The sequence below is a fragment of the Aerococcus sanguinicola genome, from assembly GCF_001543145.1.
GTDB classification, from domain to species: domain Bacteria; phylum Bacillota; class Bacilli; order Lactobacillales; family Aerococcaceae; genus Aerococcus; species Aerococcus sanguinicola.
The window spans coordinates 370,772-394,549 of record NZ_CP014160.1 but is presented as its reverse complement, the minus strand read 5'-3'; the positions used below and the strand labels follow the sequence as shown (position 1 = coordinate 394,549).

At 53.0% G+C, this 23,778-nt stretch carries 15 protein-coding genes; 13 read left to right on the top strand and 2 right to left on the bottom strand.

Annotation, left to right across the window (positions count from 1 at the left end; translation table 11 throughout):
- The first annotated feature begins 381 nt into the window (after nucleotides 1-381).
- A complete protein-coding gene (gene pnp, locus AWM72_RS01905; protein ID WP_067972341.1) occupies nucleotides 382-2,505 on the top strand; it encodes a polyribonucleotide nucleotidyltransferase in 2,124 nt (707 codons plus the stop codon).
- A 1,236-nt stretch (nucleotides 2,506-3,741) separates the two neighbouring features.
- Here the strand turns inward: pnp and AWM72_RS01895 are convergent.
- Nucleotides 3,742-6,201, bottom strand: coding sequence for a GW dipeptide domain-containing protein (locus AWM72_RS01895; RefSeq protein WP_067972333.1), 2,460 nt, complete (start codon nucleotides 6,199-6,201; stop codon nucleotides 3,742-3,744).
- A 502-nt stretch (nucleotides 6,202-6,703) separates the two neighbouring features.
- On the opposite strand from AWM72_RS01895, the gene AWM72_RS01890 reads away from it, so the two are divergent.
- The 4 genes from AWM72_RS01890 (at nucleotide 6,704) to cls (ending at nucleotide 12,574) form a co-directional block, all read left to right on the top strand.
- The gene (locus AWM72_RS01890; protein ID WP_067972329.1) at nucleotides 6,704-7,747 is read left to right on the top strand and encodes an aspartate-semialdehyde dehydrogenase; all 1,044 of its coding nucleotides are present in this window, start codon (nucleotides 6,704-6,706) and stop codon (nucleotides 7,745-7,747) included.
- Nucleotides 7,748-8,201: 454 nt separating this feature from the next.
- Nucleotides 8,202-9,905, top strand: coding sequence for a ribonuclease J (locus tag AWM72_RS01885; RefSeq protein WP_067972326.1), 1,704 nt, complete (start codon nucleotides 8,202-8,204; stop codon nucleotides 9,903-9,905).
- A 3-nt stretch (nucleotides 9,906-9,908) separates the two neighbouring features.
- Entirely contained in the window at nucleotides 9,909-10,508 is a 600-nt protein-coding gene (locus tag AWM72_RS01880) for an energy-coupled thiamine transporter ThiT (RefSeq protein ID WP_067972323.1), read from the top strand.
- Nucleotides 10,509-11,095: 587 nt separating this feature from the next.
- Nucleotides 11,096-12,574: a cardiolipin synthase gene (gene cls, locus AWM72_RS01875; protein ID WP_067972317.1), complete on the top strand. Its 1,479-nt coding sequence runs from the start codon at nucleotides 11,096-11,098 to the stop codon at nucleotides 12,572-12,574.
- 418 nt (nucleotides 12,575-12,992) lie between these two features.
- On the opposite strand, the gene AWM72_RS01870 is transcribed toward cls, so the two are convergent.
- Nucleotides 12,993-13,382, bottom strand: a complete 390-nt coding sequence (locus tag AWM72_RS01870; RefSeq protein WP_067972313.1) for a hypothetical protein — start codon at nucleotides 13,380-13,382, stop codon at nucleotides 12,993-12,995.
- Between the two features lie 247 nt (nucleotides 13,383-13,629).
- On the opposite strand from AWM72_RS01870, the gene gmk reads away from it, so the two are divergent.
- From gmk to rsgA, 8 genes are all read left to right on the top strand, one after another.
- Nucleotides 13,630-14,262: a guanylate kinase gene (gene gmk / locus AWM72_RS01865; RefSeq protein ID WP_067972310.1), complete on the top strand. Its 633-nt coding sequence runs from the start codon at nucleotides 13,630-13,632 to the stop codon at nucleotides 14,260-14,262.
- A complete protein-coding gene (rpoZ, locus tag AWM72_RS01860) occupies nucleotides 14,262-14,468 on the top strand; it encodes a DNA-directed RNA polymerase subunit omega (protein ID WP_067972308.1) in 207 nt (68 codons plus the stop codon). The genes gmk and rpoZ overlap by 1 nt, the downstream gene beginning before the upstream one ends.
- Nucleotides 14,469-15,172: 704 nt before the next feature.
- On the top strand, nucleotides 15,173-17,587 hold the full coding sequence (gene priA / locus AWM72_RS01855; protein WP_067972305.1) for a primosomal protein N': 2,415 nt from the start codon (nucleotides 15,173-15,175) through the stop codon (nucleotides 17,585-17,587).
- Nucleotides 17,588-17,595: 8 nt separating this feature from the next.
- Nucleotides 17,596-18,552 (top strand): methionyl-tRNA formyltransferase, encoded by a 957-nt coding sequence (fmt, locus tag AWM72_RS01850; RefSeq protein ID WP_067972302.1) that lies wholly within the window; start codon nucleotides 17,596-17,598, stop codon nucleotides 18,550-18,552.
- Nucleotides 18,473-19,918 carry a 16S rRNA (cytosine(967)-C(5))-methyltransferase RsmB gene (gene rsmB, locus AWM72_RS01845; protein WP_158444712.1) on the top strand — a complete coding sequence of 482 codons (1,446 nt, stop codon included), beginning with the start codon at nucleotides 18,473-18,475 and terminating at the stop codon, nucleotides 19,916-19,918. The genes fmt and rsmB overlap by 80 nt, the downstream gene beginning before the upstream one ends.
- Nucleotides 19,919-20,680 carry a Stp1/IreP family PP2C-type Ser/Thr phosphatase gene (locus AWM72_RS01840; protein ID WP_067972295.1) on the top strand — a complete coding sequence of 254 codons (762 nt, stop codon included), beginning with the start codon at nucleotides 19,919-19,921 and terminating at the stop codon, nucleotides 20,678-20,680.
- Entirely contained in the window at nucleotides 20,658-22,883 is a 2,226-nt protein-coding gene (gene pknB / locus AWM72_RS01835; RefSeq protein ID WP_067972293.1) for a Stk1 family PASTA domain-containing Ser/Thr kinase, read from the top strand. The genes AWM72_RS01840 and pknB overlap by 23 nt, the downstream gene beginning before the upstream one ends.
- Nucleotides 22,876-23,766, top strand: a complete 891-nt coding sequence (gene rsgA / locus AWM72_RS01830; protein ID WP_067972291.1) for a ribosome small subunit-dependent GTPase A — start codon at nucleotides 22,876-22,878, stop codon at nucleotides 23,764-23,766. Before pknB ends, rsgA begins: the two co-directional genes overlap by 8 nt.
- Nucleotides 23,767-23,778: the final 12 nt, after the last annotated feature.

Sequence of the window (23,778 nt, the reverse complement as noted above, 5' to 3'; positions counted from 1 at the left end):
AGGTCACTCGAATGCAAACTGGTGAGCTGCTATTTGCGCTCAGAGCGCTCGAGTGCAAACTGGCGACCTGCTATCTGCACTCAGGTCAGTCAAAGGCAAATAGGCGCTATCTCTCTCACCTCTGAGATGGCTACGGGCTCTGCTCACGGGTGAATTCAAGCTGATTTTTATGTTGAATTTGTTAGTGTCTACGCAGGATCTACTTTTCTGCCTATGGATACTAGTGTAAGTTAATTTTTATGGGATGATTGTTGTTTGTAATGGTAAGCGGCGTCTGTAATTCCTACTAACCAAAGAAGTGGGGCCTGGCCTTGGATCTGGCTTTAGTTCTTTGTTTAGTAGCTTACGACGCCATGCAAAGATATGATAAAGGAGCATGACATGTCAGAAGAAAAGAAAGTCTATAAAATGAACTGGGCGGGGCGTCCGCTCCAGGTTGAGATTGGTCAGTTGGCTAAGCAGGCCTCTGCGGCGGTCCTCGTGCGTTACGGGGAGACGGTTGTTTTGACGGCTGTGGTTGGGGCTAAGGAGCCTAAGGAAGGGCAGGATTTCTTCCCTCTCCAAGTGCTTTATGAAGAGAAGATGTACGCTGCGGGTAAGATTCCGGGCGGTTATATTAAGCGGGAAGGACGTCCAAGTGAGCATGCGACGTTGACGGCGCGTTTGATTGACCGGCCCATCCGTCCGCTTTTCCCTGAAGGTTACAAGAATGATGTCCAAGTGATCAATACCGTGATGTCGGTGGATCCTGACTGCAGCCCTGAGATGGCGGCTATGTTCGGGTCTTCTCTGGCGCTCGGCATCTCCAGCATTCCTTTTGAAGGGCCGATTGCAGGGGTGAATGTGGGCCGGGTGAATGGCGACTTGATGATCAACCCAACCGCTGACCAAGAAGCCCAGTCCGACCTGGAATTGACGGTTGCGGGGACTTCTAAGGCCATCAACATGGTGGAATCTTCTGCGTCCGAACTGAGCGAGGACGAGATGTTGGCAGCCCTCATGTTCGGCCACGCCAATATCAAGGAAATGACTTACTTCCAAAAACAAATCATCGACGAAATTGGCCAAGAAAAGGTCGACTATGTAGCGGATGAATTGGATCCTGAGCTGGAAGCGGAGATCGTGACCAATTACCACCAACGCATGGTTGAAGCCATCCAAACCTTCGACAAGTTGGAACGGGAGGAAAATATCCAAGCGGTTAAGGATGAAATCCTGTCTGTTTATGATGCGCGCTTCCTCGATGATGAAGACTTCATCCGCCTCCACCAACAAGTGGCTGACCTGGCTGACAAGCTGGAGTACAATGAAGTCCGCCGTCTGATTACGGATGACAAGGTCCGTCCCGATGGCCGTCAAATCGACGAGATCCGTCCTCTGTCTTCTGAGGTAGGCCTCCTGCCACGCGCGCACGGGTCCGGTCTCTTTACCCGGGGCCAAACCCAAGTGCTGTCGGCTTGTACCCTGGCGCCTTTGTCTGAAGCCCAACACATCGACGGCTTAGGGCCTGACTACGACCAACGCTTTATCCACCACTACAACTTCCCCCAATTCTCTGTTGGATCAAACGGCCGCTACGGCTCACCAGGCCGGCGTGAAATCGGCCACGGGGCTTTGGGTCACCGTGCCTTGAGCCAAGTGATCCCAGATGAAGAAGACTTCCCATACACCATCCGCTTGGTGGCGGAAGTGCTGGAATCTAACGGCTCGTCTTCCCAAGCTTCCATTTGTGCCTCGACTTTAGCTATGATGGATGCCGGTGTGCCAATCAAGGCGCCAGTTGCCGGGATTGCTATGGGTCTGGTGATGAACGAAGCCGATGAAAGCAAGTACACCATTTTGACTGACATCCAAGGCCTGGAAGACCACCTGGGCGACATGGACTTCAAGGTGGCAGGGACAGCTGAGGGGATTACCGCCCTGCAGATGGATATCAAGATCAAGGGAATTACTGAGGAAATCCTGCGCGAATCCCTGGCCCAAGCCAAACAAGCGCGGATGCAGATCCTCGACCAAATCACTTCTACGATTGCCGAACCACGCGCCGAACTGAGCAAGTATGCGCCTAAGATCGGCAAGATCCGCATCGACGAAGACCAAATCAAGGTCGTAATCGGTAAGGGCGGCGACACCATCAATGGGATCATCGACGAAACCGGCACCAAGATTGACATCGCGGACGACGGCCTGGTGACCATCTATTCCGATGACCAAGCCATGATCGACCGCGCCATCGAAATCATCGAGCAGCTGACTCTGAAGATCGAAGTCGGCCAAATCTACGAAGGCAAGGTCTTCCGGATTGAAAAATTCGGCGCCTTCGTTGACCTAGCACCTGGCCAAAACGGCATGATCCACATTTCCGAACTCCAGCACAAACGGACCAACAAGGTAGAAGATGTGGTAAATATTGGCGATGTGGTCCGCGTGAAGGTGATCGAAATCGACGACCGCGGCCGGATCAATCTTTCCCTAAAGGCGCTGACAGATCCTGAGGCGGAGTAGACAGGGATTGTACCCAATCACATGGTTGAGCATGCGCTTCACTCCTGCTCATGATTTGGAGAAGCAATAGGATTTCATTGTTTGCATTATGGATTAAACTGAAAAAGGGAGGGGTAATTGATTTTGAAATCTAATAAGAATATAGACATTAGCTCAAAAATTCTTACCTGCTTAAATTTTCTTTTTGTCATTTTAATCATTGCAAATATATTAATGGATCTTTATTTTGGGGATCGTATTGATTATGGAAATATAATATGGCTGGGGATTGCTTTAATTTTAATAAATGTAATCAAATAACCAGCAACACAAATAAAGCAGCTAGTGACCTGAGAGAAGGGACTAGCTGCTTTTTTATGTTTTTTAATGATGGATATTTTAATGTAATATGAACAAAATATGCTGTTTTGTCTATAAAATTGTCATAAACCTAGTAAATTTCCAGAGCTACAGGCTTGAGAAACTGCAATATCATGAGCGCAGTTGCAGTAACGCGTCGAGAAACTGCAATATCGCGAGTGAAGATGCAGTAACGCGTCGAGAAACTGCAATATCACGGGAGAAGATGCAGTAACGCGCTGAGAAACTGCATTATCACGGAAGAAGATGCAGTAACGCGTCGAGAAACTGCAATATCGCGGAAGAAAATGCAGTAATATGTCGAGAAACTGCCAGTTCTTAAGAGAAAAGGCAGTAATTTGCGGAGAAACTGCCAGTTCTTAAGAGAAAAGGCAGTAACTTGCGGAGAAACTGCCAGTTCTCAAGAGGAGAGGCAGTAAGGTGCCAAGAAACTGCCAGTTCTTAAGAGAAGAGGCAGTAAGATGCTGAGAAGCTGCCAGTTCTCAATAGAATAGGCAGTAACTCGCGAAAAAACTGCCAAATCGCTGTCGAAGAGGCAGGAACGGATGCCTCAGCACAGCATTGATCTTAAAAAAATCCTCCAGCACGAGGCTGGAGGATAGAGGATAACAAAAGTTGAAAACTTTTGTTACATATTCTAGTCGGGTTCGGTCGCGCAGAAGTGGCTCCTCTTCACAAAATCCCTGCGAAGTCTTTCAGACTTCTTCGGTCTTTTGCTCCAGAGGTCCACTTCTAACCGCGCTCCCTCTCACCCTTCCTAGTCGGGTTCGCAAAGGCAGAAAGGGAGTGACTTCTGCAAAGTGGAACGACCGGCTAAAGCCGCTCTTATCCTCTTTGCCTCCAGTCATCCCTTTCTAATCGCCTTTGCTCACACCCTTACAAGATCGTAATCGCTTGTCCGTTATATTCAAGGTTGAACTTGCTGATTGGTAGCCAGTGTTTTGCCCCGAGGTCGTAGGCTGGGTTCTTACCACCGGTCATCGCGCCCTTGTTGGCGTTGGAGTAGAGTGGGTCGTAGACGCGGAAGGCGTTGTTCTTGTAACCGGTGATGACCTTGCAGTGGTTACGAACATAGTCGCCTGGTTTTTGGTAAGAGGAGTAGCCGTAGTAGAGGACAGGGTTGCCGCCGAGGACGGTGTCGATGATTTCTTGGGTGCTAGCGCCCGTGATGTTTTTGACACCGGAGTAGTAGGTCTTCAGGTAGTTGGTCAGGCCTTTAGGATTGATGACCCAGCCGAAGCCTTGGCCGGTGAAGACGTCGCCTTTTTGGCCGTTTGGATCGCTTGGGTACATTGGGGTGTTGCGGATGAGGGTGTCGAGGTTGAAGTCGACGTCCTTAGCGCCTAAAAGCATGGCAGAGGCAGCGCCGGCACAGCCCCATGGTGCGAAGACGGGTTTGTATTGGCTGACATAAGGCACGTGGTTGAGGACGCGTTCTGGCGCAATGGCTTTGGCGTCGATCCAGCCGCGCGTGCCGTCTGCTAGGGTGATGTTAACCCAGTCCGCCCGGTTAGTGGAAACTTCTTGGTTGACCTGGACATTTTGGCCGGTGTAAGCCTTCATTTGGCCCCGTGACTTGATGGTTTCAAAGCCTGGGATCCCCCATGGTTTGGAGTCTAGGGTGTGGTTGCCGTGGGTCAGGCGGGCTGAGTAGTTGACGTTTTTCGCATTTGAGGTGTAAACGTCGACTTGGCCCTTGGTTAAGCCGGCGCGGTCGAACCAGCCGCTGGTCCCGTCAGAAAGGGTAATGTAAGCCCAGTCGGCCCGGTTGGTGGAGACTTCGCTACTTACCTTGACTTGGTCGCCGGTGTGTTTCTTCATGTCAGAACGACTGGCGATGGTCTTGTAGCCAGGAATGCCCCAAGGTAGGGTATCTAGGGTATGGTTGCCGTTAGAAATAGTGGCGGTATAGTTGACCGATTTTTGAGGGCTGGTGTAGGAGTCTACCTTGCCGCGGGTCAGGCCCTTGATGTCGAACCAGCCGCTGGTCCCGTTAGCCAGGGTGATGTGCGCCCAGTTGGCCCGGTTGGTAGAGACTTCTTGGTTGACTTGGACCCGTTCGCCTTGGTGACGCTTCATGTCGGCCCGGCTAGCGATGGTGGAGTAGCCTGGAATCCCCCAAGGAAGGGTGTCTAAGGTGTGGTTGCCGTCAACGATGGTCGCCACATACTTCACATCCTTGTGGGCAGAGGTGTAGTCATCGATCCCATTGGCACGCTTAGGACCAGCACCTGGCTTGAGGCCGGCGCGGTCGATCCAACCAGCTAGGCCGTCTTGGAAGGTCACATAAGCCCAGTTCGCCCGAGTAGTGGACACTTCTTCAGACACTTGGACCGTTTGGCCGCGGCGGGTCTTCATTTGTGACCGTGAGCGGAGGGTTTGGTAACCTGGAATCCCCCAAGGCTTGGTATCTAAGGTGTTGTCGCCGTCTTTGAGGTGGGCGGTGTAGTTGACCTTCTTCACTGGGCTAGTATAAGCGTCGCCAACCTTTTGTACGCCCTTGGTGTCGATCCAGCCAGAGAGCTTGCCGTCGAGGCTGTCGATGTAGACCCAGTTGGCGCGTTCGGTAGATACCCCTTGGCTCACCTTAACGTTGGTGCCGACTAAGTTCTTGTAGGCATTGCGGCTGACTAAGTTTTGGTAGTCCTTGGTTCCCCATGGCTTGGAGTCGATGGTGTGGTTGCCCACCAGACGGCCATAGTAGTTTAAGCTTTCCACGTCAGAGGTATAGCGGTCAAAAGGCAGCTTCTTGCTTAAGGCTTTGCGGTCCACCCAACCAGCTAGGCTATCTTGGAAGTTGATGTAGGCCCAGTCAGCGCGTTCGGTGGAAATATAGTAAGAAACCTTGACCAAGTCACCTTGGCGGTCCTTCAAGTTGGCGCGGATGGTTTCGTAGCCAGCGGTGCCGTAAGGGCGGCTGTCCAAGGTGTGCTTGCCGGATTGGAGGGTCATCCATTCATCGGTCGCTTGGAGTTGGCTGGTGTACTTTTCACCGGTCTGGTTTCGGGTATCCAGTTGAGGCTGGCTGGTCTTCTTTTCTTGCTTGCCAATCACAATTTCAGGCTGCTTGTCGAGGTCAGTCCCTGCATAGTAGCCAGCTTGGACTTCTTTCTTTTCAGGGGCAGGGGTTTCCGCAGCTTCCGTTTCAGCGGCTGGGCTGCTTGGCGCTTCAACTTCTTGGTTTTGGCCAGCTGGTGCAACTTCTTCAGCAGGCGCTGGGATATTTTCTTCGCTTGGCGCATCAGTTGTCACTTCGTCCGCCGCTACAGCTTCAGGGCTATAGAGGAAGGCGGCCAAAGCGAGGTTCGACGCCAAAAGTAAATGTGTTTTCTTCATAGGTCTCTCCTTTGATTAATATCTGATTAAATTAAGGCAATCGCATATATTATAATCAATCCTTGACCAATTAACAAGGCCTAAAAGCCCGTCCTATATAGGTTTTATAGGCGTTAAAAAGAAGTGTTCAGGAGCGATAATGATAAAACGATGAGAATAACCAAGTGGATTCCTCCTCAAGCCCCGTTTTTCCAGCCGAAAAGCAGGCAAAAAGCCGCAAAGACTCACTTAAGAATTCGTAAAAAGCCCGCCTTTGTCTGACAAATATGATACAATAAGGCTATTAATAAAAAAATCATGAGAAGAGAGTGTGACAAAAGTCGGTTAGGCCTGAAGCAGTGGAGCGAACTATGGGAAATCGTTGATCAACGATTTCCCATAGTTCGTGAAGTGATGTCAGGACTGACTTTTGGAACAGATTTTTGCCAAAAAGTTCGTTATATTTAAAAAGAAGACGAAGCTTTTGTCCCAGCCTCTTCGGATAGAAAAGTGAGGAAGCGCTATGACTAAAGAATATACAGTTGCAATCGTTGGGGCTACAGGAGCAGTGGGGGAACAATTGTGTGACCTCCTCCCTCAAGCGGAAATTCCCGTTAAAGATGTGAAACTTTTGGCTTCTGCTCGTTCAGCTGGGAAGATCCTTCCTGTCGGCGACAAGACCTATGAAGTGGAAGAATTGACCGAAGACTCCTTCGAGGGTGTGGACATCGCCATCTTCTCTGCTGGTGGGGCCCTTTCTGAAAAATTCGTGCCCGCTGCGGTGAAGGCTGGGGCTGTGGCCATCGACAACACTTCTGCCTTCCGGATGGACCCAGATACCCCACTGGTGGTGCCTGAAGTTAACCCTGAAGCCTTGAAGGACCACAAAGGCCTCATCGCCAACCCGAACTGCTCAACCATCCAAATGGTGGCTGCCCTCAAGCCTATCCACGATGCTTACGGGCTCAAGCGCGTGATTGCGTCCACCTACCAGGCTGTGTCCGGAGCTGGGGCTGAAGCCATTGAAGAAACCTTAGCCCAGTCTAAGGCCATTGTGGAAGGCAAGGAAGTCCCTGAAGCGGAAGTCCTTCCTTGTGCTGGTGACGACAAGCACTATCAAATGGCCTTCAACGTCCTGCCACAGATCGACAAGTTCCAAGACAACCACTACACCTTCGAAGAGATGAAGATGACCAACGAAACTAAGAAGATCATGGGCCTGAAAGACCTGCCTGTTTCCACCACTTGCGTTCGCGTGCCAGTTCTTCGTGCACATTCTGAGAGTGTTTATATTGAAATTGGCGAAAATAATGTTACAATTGAAGCGATACAAGATATCTTGCGCCAAGCACCTGGCATTGTGGTTGAAGACGATATCCAAAACCAAGTCTACCCACAAGCCATCAATGCAGAAGGGAAGAAGGAAACATTTGTCGGCCGGATCCGTAAAGATTTGGATGTTCCAAACGGCTTCCACCTCTGGATTGTTTCAGATAACTTGTGGAAGGGTGCCGCATTGAACTCCGTGCAAATCGCCGAAGAAATGATTAAGCAAGACTTGATTTAAGCTTTAGATAAATGGTGCTGATGAGCATTCGTTCCACTTTTGAATTTGGTCCTTGAAGAGCCATGGCATCGGTTCGGGCCAAGGTCCCTCACCTAGCGAGCTTCAAAGGGCTAGAAAGGCTAAAGCCAACTATCCCTAATTCACATCGCTTGCTTTTTCATGGCTAAGGACCAACTTCAAAGCTCCACTACTGCTCATAAATCAAGTGGCGGTGAGAAGTGTGCTCAATCGGCTACCAGCGGTGCTAAAAAATAAGAAGCATTAAATTAAACGGTGCTGGTGAGCATTCGTTAGACTTCTTTAGAACAGAGTGTTTAACATTATTCACCAATGCCAAAAATTTAAAAGTAAATTTATAAAATAAAAATCTAGTTTAGAAGCAAGCACTCATGCCGATTTAGAGGGTTGGAGTGCTCTGTTTCTGTCTAGGGATAATTCATTTAAGGAGGTTTCTATGAGTGAAATAAAATTTATTTCCTGGGGGGGCGTCCGCGAGAATGGTAAGGACATGTACATCGTTGAAGTCGATGGCATGATCTATATCCTGGATTGCGGTCTCGTCTACCCACCCAATGAAATGTTAGGGATCGATGTGATGATTCCTGACTTTAGCTATTTGAAAGAGAATGAGGACCGGATTGCCGGGGTCTTCTTAACCCACGGCCATCCCGATGCTATCGGGGGGTTGCCTTATCTCTTGAAGGAAGTCAATGTGCCTGTTTTTGGGACCGAGTTGACCATCGAACTCTTGAAGGTGATGAGCCGGTCTGTGGGCGTGAAGAATTTCAAGGACTTCCATACGATTGACGACGATAATGAGATCGATTTTGGAGATGTGGTGGTCAGCTTCATTAAGACCACCCACTCTCTCCCTGATTCCGTGGCCATTGTCTTGAAGACCTCGGAAGGCAATATTGTCTACACCGGGGACTTCAAGATGGATGCGTCCGTTTCGGAAGACTATGCCACAGACTTTGCTCGGCTAACCCAGGTGGCTGGCGAAGGTGTTTTGGCCCTTCTCAGTGAATCCAGCAAGGCTGCTTCCTATTTCGAGAATGCCAGCGAAGTGGTGGTTAAGGAGTCCCTCCAAGATGAAGTGGTCAAGGCAGAGGGTCGGGTGATCGTTTCTGCGGTCGCTTCCAACCTCATGCGGCTCCAACAGATCATCGACGTGGCCCAGTCCACCGGCCGCCATATCTTTATTTCAGGGGAAGCTCTGGAACAGATCATCGATGTGGCCATCCGCTTGGACAAGCTCAAGTTACCGAGCAAGGACCTGATCAAGCGCACCGAGCAGTTGGGCAATTATAAGGATGAAGAAATTATTATCCTTGAGACCGGTAAGTCCGGCGAGCCCCTCTATGCCCTCCAACGCATGGCCAAGGCCCGGGGCAACAAGCAGCTGAAGATCAAGGAAGGGGACCTGGTCATCTTGGCCACCACCCCGAATACCGACATGGAAAAAGTCGTGCCAGAAACCAAAGACATGGTCTACCGGGCAGGGGGCCACACCCTGGAACTCTCGTCCAAGTACCACACCTCTGGCCACGCCTCGCCTAAGGACCTGCAATTCCTCATGTCCATCTTGAAGCCTCAGTATCTGATTCCTGTGTCAGGAGAATACCAACTCATGCACGCCCACAAGAAATTGGCCGAGCAGATTGGTTTTAAAGAAAACCAGATCTTCCTCCTCGATAAGGGCGATACCCTGACCTACAAGAAGGGCAAAATGACCCTCGGCGATAAGGTTCCCGCCAGCAATGTCCTCATCGACGGTTCTGGCGTGGGCGACATCGGAAATATTGTGCTCCGCGACCGGACCATGCTCGGGGAAGACGGGATCTTCGTCGTTGTCCTGACCATCTCCCGCCGCGAAGGCAAGATCCTGGCAGGACCAGAGATCATTTCTCGAGGTTTTATCTTCATGAAAGAAAGCGAAGACTTGCTTAAAGAATCGAGCGAACGGGTTCGCAAGGTGGTCCTTGACAACCTGGAAGACAAGAACTTCCAATGGTCCAAGCTCAAATCGGGCATCCGTGATGAACTCGGCAAGTTCCTCTTCAAGCAAACCAACCGCCGGCCAATGATCCTACCGGTAATTATGGAAGCTTCCAACTACCGCAAGGGTCGCAAGAAGAAGGGCGGAAAGAAAGGATAGTTTATGAAAGCATCACAGCGATTTATGACAATCATTGAAGGCTTTTTACTGGCACTACTGGCTGGGCTCTTGCAGCTGGTCTTCCCCGCTGAACTAGGAGAGACGGGACTGAGTCTGGAGATGGGACTCGTCCTCATCCTCTTCTATGCCTTCCGCCGGGGAGCTCTGCCAGCTTGCTTGGCGGGTGGCTTGGTGGGCATCATCCAGCTCTACCAGGTGCCCGACGCCCTGACCAATTGGCCCCACAGCCTAGCCTTGGTCATTGCCTCAGCCGCTGTCGGATTCGCCGGACTCTTTGCCCGCAACCTCCAACGCACCTTGCATAATCGACGGATGTCTTCAGTCTATCTCAACCTGGTCACCGGGTCGCTAATCGGTGTCCTCTGCTACTTTATCTGTCGCTTCGTCGACCAGGTCTGGATCCAAGCCGAAAGCACCGGCCTCGCCGAAGCCTTCCGCACCAACGGCCTCAGCTTCCTCCTCAACCTAGGCATCGCCCTAGCCATCCTAATCGTCACCCTCAACGTCTCCGCCAAATACTTCATCCCGCGCTACACCAAGTACATCTCGCGCAAAGAACGGTCGAGACTCCTGAATGATTAAGGAAGGGTGTGAGGGAGCGCGGGTAGAAGTGGACCTCTGGAGCAAAAGACCGGAGAAGTCGAGAGACTTCGCAGGGATTTTGTGAAGAGGAGCCACTTCTGCGCGACCGAACCCGACTAGGAAGGGTGTGAGACTTGGCGACTATTTGCGCTCGGGAGCGCTGAAAGCAAATAGCAAGTCGCCAATTTGCGCTCGCAAGCTCCGAAAGCAAATAGCGAGTCGCCAATTTGCCTTCGCCAGCTTTGAGAGCAAATAGTCAGCGCCGATTTGCGCTCGGGAGCGCTGAAAGCAGATAGACCGCCACGACTTTTCGAAAACACTTCATCCAATCTGACAAACCCAAATAAAAAATACTTCATAATCCAAAAAGAGGCCGAAAGCTATGTGGTTCTTTAATTATTTAGTGTTGGCAATTGATGGCTCAGTCACAGGGAGCCAGCTAATTATTTTTGAGCAGTAGTGAAGCTTTGAATCTGGTCCTTAACCATGGCTCTTCAATAGAGCCAGTTCAAAAGCGCAGCGGATGCTCACCAGCACCATCTCAATCAGAACCAGCTTATCGGTCTCTTTTTTTAAGAGGTGACTGCATGTTAGAAACAACACAAACTGTTTTAGTCAATTTATTTTCGCTCTTTATTATTGCCAACACCATCCTGGCGATCTTCACGGTCTTCCGCCAGCGCCGTCCGGTCACTTCGATCTGGGCCTGGCTCTTGGTCTTGATCCTCCTGCCTGGTTTTGGTTTTATTCTCTATTTCTTCGTTGGCCGACGCCTGTCCGACGACAAGATTTTTTCCCTCTCCCAACAGCAAGTTATGGGGATGAGCAGCCTGGTCGATAAGTACATCAATGAAGATGGCATGCACCGGGACTTGAAGACTTATCCCTCCAGCCAGCAGAGTCTGATCAAGCTTTTTTACCAGACGGATGATGCCCTCCTGACCAACAGCAATGATGTGGATCTCTACGTCGATGGCAAGGCCAAGATGCGCCAGCTCCTGGAAGATATCCGCCAGGCCAAGGACCATATCCACATCCAGTACTACATCTTCTCTTCCGATGAGATGGGCTCCCAGGTGGTGGAAGCCCTGGCTGAGCGAGCAGAGGCGGGGGTCAAAGTCCGCCTGCTCTATGATCCTTTAGGCAGCCGGAAACTCAGTCGTAAGGACATCAACCGGCTGGAGGAGGCAGGGGCAGAGACCAGTGGCTTCTTTAGCCGGGGCTTCTGGCTGGTCGACCTGCGCCTCAACTTCCGCAACCACCGCAAATTGGTCATTATCGATGGTGACTTAGGCTATGTCGGTGGCTTCAACATCGCCAAGGAATACATCGGACTGGGGCCCCTGGGCTACTGGCGGGACACCCACCTGCGCGTTCGCGGGGAAGCGGTCCAAGCCATGCAGACCCGCTTTATCCGCGACTGGTGCGCCTCCATGGACTACAGCTACGACGACTTCCTGGAGATCTCGGATGACGCCCGGTCCTATTTCCCGGAAGTCAACGAGGCAGACCACGGTCACGTCCCCATGCAGATTGTGTCCAGCGGGCCGGAAGACGACACCGACCAGATCAAGCTGGGCTACATCCAATTGATCAACTCGGCCGAGCACACCCTCTACATCCAGACTCCCTACTTCATACCCGATGAGAGTGTCTACGAAGCCCTGGAAATCGCGGCCCTGTCAGGGGTTGAGGTCCACCTCATGATCCCTTGCAAGCCCGACCACCCCTTCGTCTACCGGGCCACTGAGTACTACTGCCGGGAGATCATCGAAAAAGGCGTCCACGTCCACCGCTATGACAAGGGCTTCCTCCATTCCAAGGTGGTTATTGCCGACGATGAAGTCGCCAGTGTCGGCACCGCCAACTTCGATATCCGCTCCTTCAGCCTGAACTTTGAAGTCAACGCCTTTGTCTATGACAAGGACCTGGTGGCTAAACTCAAAGCCGCCTACCAGGACGACTTGAAGGTCTCAACCACACTGGACGCTGCCTACTTCGACCAACAATCCTGGTGGAAAAAACTCCGCCAGAACTTATCACGACTCCTCTCGCCCATCTTATAATGAAGCAAAAAAGCTGCCCTCTGCCAATAGAGGACAGCTTTTTTATCTGGGAGGAATGAAATGGTCTTGGTGGCATTTGTTTCGCTTTTGAACTAGGAATTTGAATAGTTAGAACTTCAAGAATGGCTGCATCGAGCAGTGGGAGGTTTCAAATGGCGACTCCGTTTGAAAGTAGGGTTTTGGTAACTTTCGAATGCCAGCCCTGTTTGAAAGTAGGGTTGCGTCAACTTTCAAACAGAACTTCGATTAGCAAGTAGGCTCGCACTAACTTGCAAACAGGCCCTCGATTAGCAAGTTGCCCTCTGCTAGGCAAGCAGACCTCTTCCTCACTATAATGAAAACAAGCTAGCAAGGGCCTTGCTAGCTTGTTAATCTTATTTTATATTTTAATCATTGCTTGCCCCTGTATGAGACCTAGTTATCGGCTAGAGAGGGATTTCAAGTTTTCTTTCCCCACGGCTTTGATGGCCTGGATGCGGTCGAGGGCGATGAGGTGGGTGACGGGGTTGAGGGCTTCGGCGAAGACGATGCGTTCTTTGTGGTTGTCGATGTGCTTAACAGTGCCAAAGAGGATGTCCTTGGTCAGGAGGGGACCATTTTTACGACTGACGGTCAGGTAGATGGGGTCGCCTTGGCTCAGGGCCTGGTCCAGTCCGCGGGCGATGGCTAGGGCGGGCATGGTCTGGGTCAGCTGGCTGGGTTCAGCGCTTGGGCTGGCTGTATTCATTTGACTCGGCTTGACTTCCGCAAGCTGGCTGGCGGGGGTGAAGAGGGCTTTTAGACGTTGATAATGGGATACTTTTTCCATATGAAGGCTCCTTTACTGAAATTTTATCATGAATAATCGCAAATACCGGAACGGATGTTCTGTACCCTTAGTATATCGAACGCTTGTTCCCTTGTCAATATTAAAACAAAAAATTTGATTCATGTTATAATGGACCTATCAGATCAGCGACGGGTCAGAATGATAAAAAAATTGTAATCTTACTGTCAAAGGCTGAGATTTATGTTACTATAGTTGTTATATAAATTCAGAGGGTGAAAGGTGTTCTATGAAATCAAAAGGATTATTAGTTGTTTTATCAGGCCCTTCTGGGGTGGGAAAAGGTACCGTGCGAAAAGCCTTGTTCGATACGGACCACGATCGTAACCAATTCTTCTATTCTGTCTCAGCAACAACACGGGAAGCGCGCCAGGGCGAAGTGAATGGCCAGGACTATTTCTTCGTTAGCCGCAGCAAGTTCGAGCAGATGATTGAAGAAGAACAATTATTAGAATATGCCGAATACGTGGGCAATTATTACGGCACCCCCTTGGCCTATATTGAAGACATGACTATGCAGGGGAAGGACGTCTTCTTGGAGATTGAAGTCCAAGGCGCCCTCCAGGTGAAACGCCGGATGCCGGACGGGGTCTTTATTTTCCTAGCGCCACCAAACTTGGGCGAACTCGAAACCCGGATCGTCAACCGCGGCACCGATGCCCCTGACGTCATCGCCAAGCGTATGGAACAAGCCCGGGGCGAATTACAATTAATGACCCAGTATGATTATGTTGTTGAAAACGATGACGTATCCAAAGCTGTTGAAAACATCCAAACCATCATCCAAGCGGAACACCTCAAAGTTGACCGCTTCATCGATGACGTGGTTGAGAATTACTTAGACGAAGGAGAGACTAATTAATGATTATCTACCCATCCATTGACCGCTTACTCGAAAAAGTAAACTCCAAATACTCCCTGTGCAGCGTATCCGCCAAACGCGCCCACGACCTACAAGTCAACCGCAACCCCATGCTCAACGAATACCGCTCACCCAAGTACGTCGGCCAAGCCCTAGAAGAAATCACCTCCAACGACCTAGTTATCGACCCAGAATCGTTAAGATAGGGTGTGAGGGAGCGCTAGCGCCCAGCCTCTGCAAGGATTCAATTCCCAAACAGAGGCCTCGAGTGTGGCTTGGCAACGCTCAAGCTTCAATCAGGTGTCTCAAGTGTGGCTTGGCAACGCTCAAGCTTCAATCAGGAGCCTCAAGTGTGGCTTGGCAACGCTCAGTCTGCAATCGGAGGCCTCGAGTGTGTCTTGCCAGCACTCAACCTTCAATCGAAGGCCCCAAGTGTGGCTTGCTTTAGTACCAGCTCAAATATAGAGAGCTAAACACGATTTTTAAACAATTTTTGAAAATAGCTAGAGCTAGAGAAGGTAATTAGTATTGCTTACTCATTAAAGTTCAAACAGTATTTACTTTGCCGGCTATTTTTAATTTGAGCAGGAGTGGAGCGTTGAAGTTGCCCCTTAGCCATGAAAAAGCAAGCGAAGCGAATTACGGATCGTTGGCGTAAGCCTTACGAACCGTTTGAGACTTGCTAGGTGAGGGACCTTGGCCCGAACCGGTGCCATGGCTCTTAAAGGGGCAAATTCAAAAGCGCAACGGATGCTCATAAGCACTATTTAATTTGATTCTTAAAAGCTGGAGTTTTGATCCGGCTTTTTTCTTTATCCCATAATAAATCAATTCCCCAACGAAAAAATTTGTTTCTGGCCTTGAATCGTTTAAAATGGAAGAGAAGAGTAATTAAAGAGAGGAGGATTTTGTGAGCAAATCCATTGCACGTGTCATTGTAGACGTCCCAACCCAACAAACCGACCAGCCCTATGACTACGCCATCCCCGAAGAGCTGGCCGGCCTCGTCCAGCCCGGCATGCGGGTGGAGGTGCCTTTTGGTGTCCGGGAAGTCCAAGCCTATGTCCTAGACCTGGTCGCCGCTAGCGATTATGAGGGGAAGCTCCGGCCCCTGACCGGCCTCTTGGATGATGTGCCCGTCCTCAACCAGGAACTCCTGGACCTGGGCCGCTATATGGCCGACCATTATTTTTCTTTCTTGGTGACCTGCTACCACGCCATGCTGCCGCGCCTGCTCAAGGTCAAGTATGAGAAGTACTTCCGCCCTACGGAAAATTTGCCCTATCTCGACCACCAGTATTATTTTGCCGACAAGGAGGCCTATGCCTGGATCCAAGCTGACCAGGACGGCCATTTAAAAAACTTGCTCAAGCTCAAGGACCAGGGCAAGCTGAGCTTGGAATATCGGGTGGAGGACCAGAAGCGGGTCAAAACCGAAAACTGGATCCAACCCCTCCTGGACCGGGAAGATTTAGAGGAAGTCCATGCCGGCCTGTCCAAAACGGCCCACAAGCAGGTCCTCCTCTGTGAACTGCTTATGGAACTCGAGGGCAAGTCCCTGCCCACCCGGACGCTGAGGGAGGATTATGACCTCAGCATGCAGACGGTCCGGGCCGGGGAGCGCAAGGGCTGGCTCAAGGTCTACGAGCAGGAGGTCCGCCGCGATCCTTTAGCTGACAGCGACTTTGAAGCGACCGAGCCGCTGCCTCTCCTACCCGAACAGGCCCAGGCCTATGACCAAGTCAGCCAGGCCATGGCTGCCCAATCCGACCAGGTCTTCCTCCTCCAAGGGGTGACTGGGAGCGGGAAGACGGAGGTTTATCTCCAGCTCATCCAGAAGGCGCTTGAAGCGGGGCAAAAGGCCCTGCTCCTGGTGCCTGAAATCGCCTTGACCCCTCAGATGGTCCGCCACTTGAAGGGACGCTTTGCCGACCAGGTGGCGGTCCTCCACAGCCAGCTTTCGGTTGGGGAACAATTCGATGAGTGGCGGCGGATCAGGCGCCAAGAAGCCCAGGTCGTGGTGGGGGCCCGGTCCTCCATCTTTGCCCCCTTGGAGAATTTGGGGCTGATTATTATCGATGAGGAACATGAGACCAGTTACAAGCAGGCCGACCAACCCCACTACCATGCCCGGGACCTGGCCAAGTGGCGGGCGGCCTACCACCACTGTCCCCTGGTCTTGGGTTCGGCGACCCCTTCTCTGGAATCCCGGGCCCGGGCCCAGAACGGGGTCTACCAGCTCTTGACCATCCGCCAGCGGGCCAACCAGAAGCCCCTGCCCCAGGTGGAGATTGTGGATATGCGCGAGGAATTCCGCCATAAGAACTACTATCAATTTTCCCGCAAGCTGCGGGATGCCATCCAGGAGACCTTGAACCAGGGCCAACAAGTGGCGCTCATGCTCAACCGCCGCGGTTATGCGGCCTATATGATGTGCCGGGACTGCGGCTATGTCTTCAAGTGTGAGCACTGCGATGTAAGCCTGACCTACCACTATCACGCCAAGTCGCTGGACTGTCACTACTGCGGCTATTCCATCCACCTGCCCCAGCGCTGTCCCCTCTGCTCGAACCAGCACCTGCGGGACTTCGGGACGGGGACGGAGCGGGTCCAAGAAGAGATTGAAGAGCTCTTTCCAACGGCCAATCTGGTGCGGATGGATAATGACACCACCCGGCGCAAGGGGAGCACGGCTCGGCTCTTGAAGAAGGTGGAGACTGGGGAGGCCGATATTCTCTTGGGTACCCAGATGATTGCCAAGGGGCTGGACTTCCCCAATATTACCCTGGTGGGCGTCATCAACGCCGATACGGCCCTCAACCTGCCGGACTTTCGGTCCAGCGAGAAAACTTTCCAGCTCCTCACCCAGGTCAGCGGACGGGCCGGCCGGGGAGACTTGACAGGGCGGGTCTTTATCCAGACCTATAACCCGGACCACTATGCCATCCAGCTGGCCCAGACCCAGGACTACGACCGTTTCTACCAAAAAGAGATGGCCTACCGCAAGATGAACCACTATTCCCCTTACTATTACACCATCCGCCTGACGGTCTCCCACTTCGACGAACGGGAGGCCCAGCTGGCCATGAACCAGTTAGCCCGCTTTCTCAGATCCTATGACCAGGGCCAGGGCACGCGGCTTCTCGGTCCCAGCCAGGCCCCCATTGCCCGGCTCAAGAACCGCTATTATTTCCAGCTCCTCTTCCAATACCGCCAGCTCGACGGCTTGGACCAGGCCTTCAAGGAGATCCAGGCCATGGCCCAGGAATGGAGCAAGAAACAAGTCTATATTGCCATTGATGTTGAACCGATGACGTTTATTTAGGAGGTACTATGAAAAATATTGTCTTTATGGGCACCCCAGATTTTGCCGTAAAAAGTTTACAAGCCCTCTTGGACCAGCCCGACTACCAAGTGGTTGCAGTTGTGACCCAGCCGGACCGTCCAGTGGGTCGCAAGCGCCGGTTAACCCCGACACCCGTTAAGGAAGTGGCCCTAGCCCACGAGCTCAAAATCTTCCAGCCCGAACACATTGCCTCGGACCAAGAAATTGCCGACTTCTTTGACCAAGCAGAGGTGGATCTTTTGGTGACGGCGGCTTACGGGCAATTCCTGCCCCAAAGCCTGCTGGAAGCGCCCAAGTACGGGGCGGTCAATGTCCATGCCAGTCTCCTCCCTAAATACCGGGGTGGGTCGCCCATCCACTATGCCATCTGGAAGGGCGACCAGGAGACAGGCGTCAGCCTGATGCGGATGGTGCCTGCCATGGACGCGGGGCCTATCTTAGCCCAGGCTAAGGCGCCAATCGACGACCAGGTGACAGTAGCCGAAATGTTTGACCGCTTAGCTGACCTGGGGGCTGAGCTCTTAATCGACAAGCTGCCGGCCCTTTTTGCCGGGGACTTACAAGCGGTCCCTCAAGATGAGGACCAGGCCACTTATGCGCCCAATATCAAGAAGGCTGAGGAGCGGATCGACTGGACGGAGCCTGCCCAGGCCATCCATAATAAGATCCGGGCCTTCAACTCCTGGCCGGGTGCCTATGCCCTCTATGAGGACCAGCGCTGGAAGTTCTGGCGGACCGAGGTCTTAGCTGACCAGACGACCGACAAGGCGCCGGGAACCGTGGTTGGGATCAAGAAGAAACCGGCCCAATTCCTGATTGCGGCAGGGGACGGCAAGGTCCTCAATGTCCTGGAGATCCAACCCAATGGCAAGAAGCAGATGGATAGCGCAAGTTTCATTAATGGGGGGGCTGGCCACATTGACGTCAACGACCGATTCGAATAAGCCGGCCCTCAAGCAGTCTGCCCGCTACCAGGCCATGGAAAGTCTGACGGCGGTCTTCCAGGAGGGCGCCTATGTCAACCATGTCGTCAGCCAGACCATCCAGGACCAGGCGGTGGCTCCGCGCGACCAGGCTCTCTACACCCAGCTAGTCTATGGGACCATCCAGTATCAGATTCCGCTCGAGGCCCTCTTCAGCCACATGGTCAAACGCCCTAAGCGGGTGAAGAAATGGCTCAAGCAGGTCATCCTTCTCAGCTATTATCAATATTATTACCTGGATGCCATCCCCGAGCACGCCATCGTCAATGAAGCCGTGCGGATTGCGAAGAAGCGGGGCAATGCCAGCCTGGGCCGCTTTGCTAACGGGGTCTTGCGTAATAGCTTCCGCCAATATCCTAAGCTGGAAAGCTTTATTGAGGAAAAGGCGGCCAGTGAGCTAGAGGCGGCGTCTCTCCGCTACAGCCTGCCCAGCTATTGGGTGACTTACTTCAGGAACCGCTTCGGCGAAGAAGCGGAGGACTTGATGGCTTCCCTCAACCAGGCCCCTGCGACGGCGATCCGCATCCTGGATCCGGACCGGGCGGCAGCCATTATCCGAGACCTGGAAGGGGAGGGCTATGCCCTAGAGGCTAGTCCCATTAATAGCGCCAGCTACCGGGTGACCAAGGGCAATCCTGCCAAGAGCCAAGCCTTTAAGCAGGGGCTGATCACCATCCAGGATGAGTCAGCTAGTCTGGCGGCCCAGGCCCTCAACGTCCAGCCTGGTGACCGGGTCCTCGATGCTTGCGCGGCTCCGGGCGGGAAGACGGTCCAATTAGCCCAGGCGGTAGGGGACCAGGGCCAGGTCTATGCCTATGATATCCAAGCCCATAAGCTGCCCTTGATCGAAGAGAACTTGGAGCGGACCGGGCTCCGGAACCGGGTCCAAGTGGCCAGCCAGGATGCCCGCCACTTGGGCCAAGACTTTGCATCCGAGAGCCTGGACCGGGTCTTAGTCGATGCCCCTTGTTCGGGCGTGGGTCTTTTCCGCCGCAAGCCGGACACCCGCTACCACAAGGAGGCCGCGGACTTGACGGCCCTCCAGTCCATCCAACTGGCTATCTTAGACGAAGTGACCCCTCTTTTGAAAAAGTCTGGCCTTTTGACCTATAGTACCTGTACAATAACAGAAGAAGAGAACCAAGCTGTCGTGGCCGCCTATCTCGACCGCCATCCGGAGATGGCCCTCGAAGCCGTACCCGTTAAACAACCGGCGCTCCAGCGTGCCCAGACAGCCCAGGGGTGTTTGGAAATCTTACCCCATTATTATTCCAGCGATGGCTTTTTTATTGCCAACTTTAGAAAGAAGACAGAGGGAAGTGATTAGATGGAAGTAGCGAAGTTAACGGATATCGGCATCCAGCGCAAGGAGAACCAAGACCAGCTGGGAGACTTTTATAACCAATCCGACCAAGCTCTGCTGATCCTGTGTGACGGCATGGGCGGGCAGAATGCGGGCGATGTGGCTAGTGAGATGGCCCTTTTCCAGGTGGGTAAGGCCTGGGAGGAGACGGTGGATATGACCCACCAGCGGGCCAAGGACTGGTTCCAGTTGATCTTACAAGATGCTAATGACCGCTTGATCGAGAAGTCCCAGCAATACCAAGACCTAGAAGGGATGGGAACGACCGTGGTGGCCATTGCCGTGATGGACCGGGAGGCGACCATTGCCCATATCGGCGACAGCCGGGCCTATCAGATCCGGGACGGGGCCATCAAGCAGATTACCAAGGACCATTCCTATGTCCAAGAGCTATTAGACCTCAATATGATCTCGGAAGAGGAGGCCAAGGCCCATCCGCAGAAGAATATCATCACCCAGTCTCTGGGCGTCAAGCCGGACTTCTATGTGGATATCGACCGGCTCCACCTCTATCCGGATGATGTCTTTGTCCTCTGTTCAGATGGCTTGAGCGATATGTTGGCGGATGAGGATATCCTAGCCATCATTGACCACTACCCCCACCTGGACGAGTCCATCCAACGTTTGGTGGAAGCGGCCAACCAAGCCGGGGGTAAGGATAATATTTCAGTGATTTTGGCACGGATTGAGGGGAGCGACGAGTATGCGAATCGGGCAGCTCATTGATGAGCGTTATGAGCTCTTAAGTCATATCGGTTCCGGTGGGATGGCCAATGTTTACCTGGCCTTTGACCACATCCTCGAGCGACAAGTTGCCATCAAATTTTTACGTTTAGATTTAGATGATGAAACAGACTCTATCCGCCGCTTTCGGCGCGAGGCCATGTCCATTACCGAACTCGACCATCCCAATATTGTGGATGTCTATGATATCGGGGACAAGGAGCGGGAGAATTATATTGTCATGGAGTATGTCGACGGCAAGGACTTAAAAACTTATATCCGCGACAACCACCCCATCTCGCCCCAGACCTACCAGGCCATCATGCTGCAGATCCTCGACGGGGTCCAGTGCGCCCACGACCACGGCATCGTCCACCGCGACCTCAAACCACAGAATATTATGGTTAAGGCCGATGGAACCGTGAAAATCATGGACTTTGGGATCGCCATTATTTCGACGGAAACGTCCATTACCCAAACCTCCACCATCATTGGCTCAGTCCACTACCTCTCGCCGGAACAGGCCCGGGGGAGCTTGGCTACGGCCCAGTCGGATATTTATTCCCTGGGGATTGTGTCCTTCGAGATGCTGACGGGCCACGTGCCCTTCGATGGGGAGTCGGCGGTTTCTATCGCCCTCAAGCACTTCCAAGAGGACCTGCCCGCCTTAGACGCGGAAAGGCCCCATATCCCTAATTCCATCCAAAATGTGATCTACAAGGCTACGGCCAAGGACCCCAGTGACCGCTACCAGAGCTGCCGGGACATGGCCGAGGACCTAGCGACCGCCCTGGATGCCGAAAATCTGGAGGTGCCCCTGGTCAATGGGCCGGGCTTAGCGGCTGAGACCATTATCCTGGCCAAGCCGGACCTGGACGCCCAAGCCGAGACTGACCAACTGGACCAGACCCTGGTTTTGCCCACTGCCGGGGCGACTGCTGGGACAGCCTCTACTAGCCAGGCGGAAGTACCGGAAGCTAGTCGATCAGAAGCGACTGGAGACCCAGCCGAGGACCGGACTGAAAAGATGCGGTCCCAGGGCATCTGGGCCAAGCTCCAATCCCTGCCGCGCTGGTTAGTGGCCAGTGCCCTGGTTGTCCTCTTGCTTCTGTCCGTGACCGTTTATTCGGCCATGACCAGGGTCCGAGTGCCCGATGTGGCCAAGATGACCCCCGACCAAGCCGTCCAGCTGATTCAAGAAGCCGGCCTCCGGGTAGGCGACCAGCAGGAGGAAAGTTCGGAAGAGGTCCAGGATGGCCGGGTGACCCGGACCGATCCGGAAGCCAGCAGCCGGGTCAAGGAGGATGCTGAGATTGACCTCTATGTCTCGACCGGTCCCAAGAAGGTCACCCTCAAGGACTACCGCGACAAGCCTTTTGATGAGGCCAAGCGCGACCTGGAAGAAGAGGGCTTCAAGGTGAAGAAGGAAGAGGTCTATGATAACCAGATCAAGTCCGGCCATGTGGTGGACCAGGACCCAGGCTCAGGCCAGGAAGTCCAGGTCAAAGGAACCACGGTCACACTCAAGGTCAGCAAGGGGAAGGAGACCTTTAGCCTCCAAGACTTGGCTGGGAAGACCCAGTCCGAAGTTCAGGCTTATGCGGATTCGATCGGCCTCAACCTGACCACTTCCAGTGAGTATTCCAACCAAGTGGAAGCGGGCCGGGTGATCCGTCAAAATCCTTCGTCTTCGACCAAGGTCCAAGCCGGTGACAGCCTATCTGTGGTCCTTTCCCTAGGGCCTGAGAAACCAGCCACCGTCCAGTTCTCCCACACCATCACCATTCCTTACAGCGATCCGGGCGAGGGCGAGGAAGAGGAAGAAGAGGAGAGCCGGTCCTCATCCAGCTCCAGTTCTTCCAGACACTCCCGCCAAGACCGCCGCAATGACAGCACGGTCGGCCTGCGCAACTTGGCAGAACCGACCGCCCTCTTCAAGTCATGGCGGACCTGGCCTGTCTGGACCCGGGTCCAAGCCAGCGAGTGGGCCAAGGACCAACCACTCTTGGCCCGTGGCGAGAACCATATCGAGATCTACATTGATGACTACAACCATTCCTATGCCAGTCCTGCCGACAGCTTCACCATTTCCCGGGATACCTCCTATACCTTGGACTTCGAAACCGTGGAAGGTGACATCGCCAGCTTCAAGGTGGTCCGGGACGGCCGTACCATTATAGAAAACCGGGTGAAAGCGAGTGACTAAGACAGACTACCAAGGACAGATTGTCCACGCCCTGAGCGGCTTCTACTATGTGGAAGAAGCCCAGAGCCATCAACGCTATGAAACCAGGGCTCGGGGCCAGTTTCGAAAGACCAAGACCAGCCCCTTAGTTGGGGACTATGTGCGTTTTATCGCCGACCATGACCGGGAAGGCCTGATCACAGAGGTCCTGCCGCGGAAGAACCAGCTCCAACGGCCCCCTGTGGCTAATGTTGACCTGGCCTTCCTCGTGGTCTCGGTCAAGGAGCCCAGCATCTCGCCCAAGCTCTTGGACCGCTTCTTGGCTTATCTGGCCTATGAAGGCATCGAGGTGGTCCTCTACTTCAGCAAGCTGGACCTCTTAAGTGAAGATGAGGAAAAAGAGGCGGCAGCTTTCATGGCCCTCTACCAAGATATCGGCTACAAGGTCTTCCGCAGTGATGCTCTGGACCTAGCTGACCTGGAAAGCCTTAGCCAGGACCAGACCATGGTCGTGGTGGGCCAGTCGGGGGTGGGCAAGTCGACCCTGCTCAACCGCCTCTTGCCCGAACTTGACTTAGAGACGGCAGAAGTCTCCAAGTCCCTGGGCCGGGGCCGGCATACGACCCGGGATGTCCAGCTCCATGACCTCTTAGGGGGCAAGTTCCTGGATACCCCAGGCTTCTCCTCTATCGACCTGCCGGACATGGAAGCGGCCGAACTGACGGGGTGTTTTCCCGATATCGCCGCCTACGCCCCAGCCTGCAAGTTCCGCGGCTGCCTCCACCTCAAGGAGCCCAAGTGCGCGGTCAAGGCAGCCCTGGCAGAAGGGGAGATTGCAGAATCCCGCTATGCCTCCTACAGCCAGCTTTTAGATGAACTCGCTAATCGTAAACCCAAGTATTAGAATCCATATGAA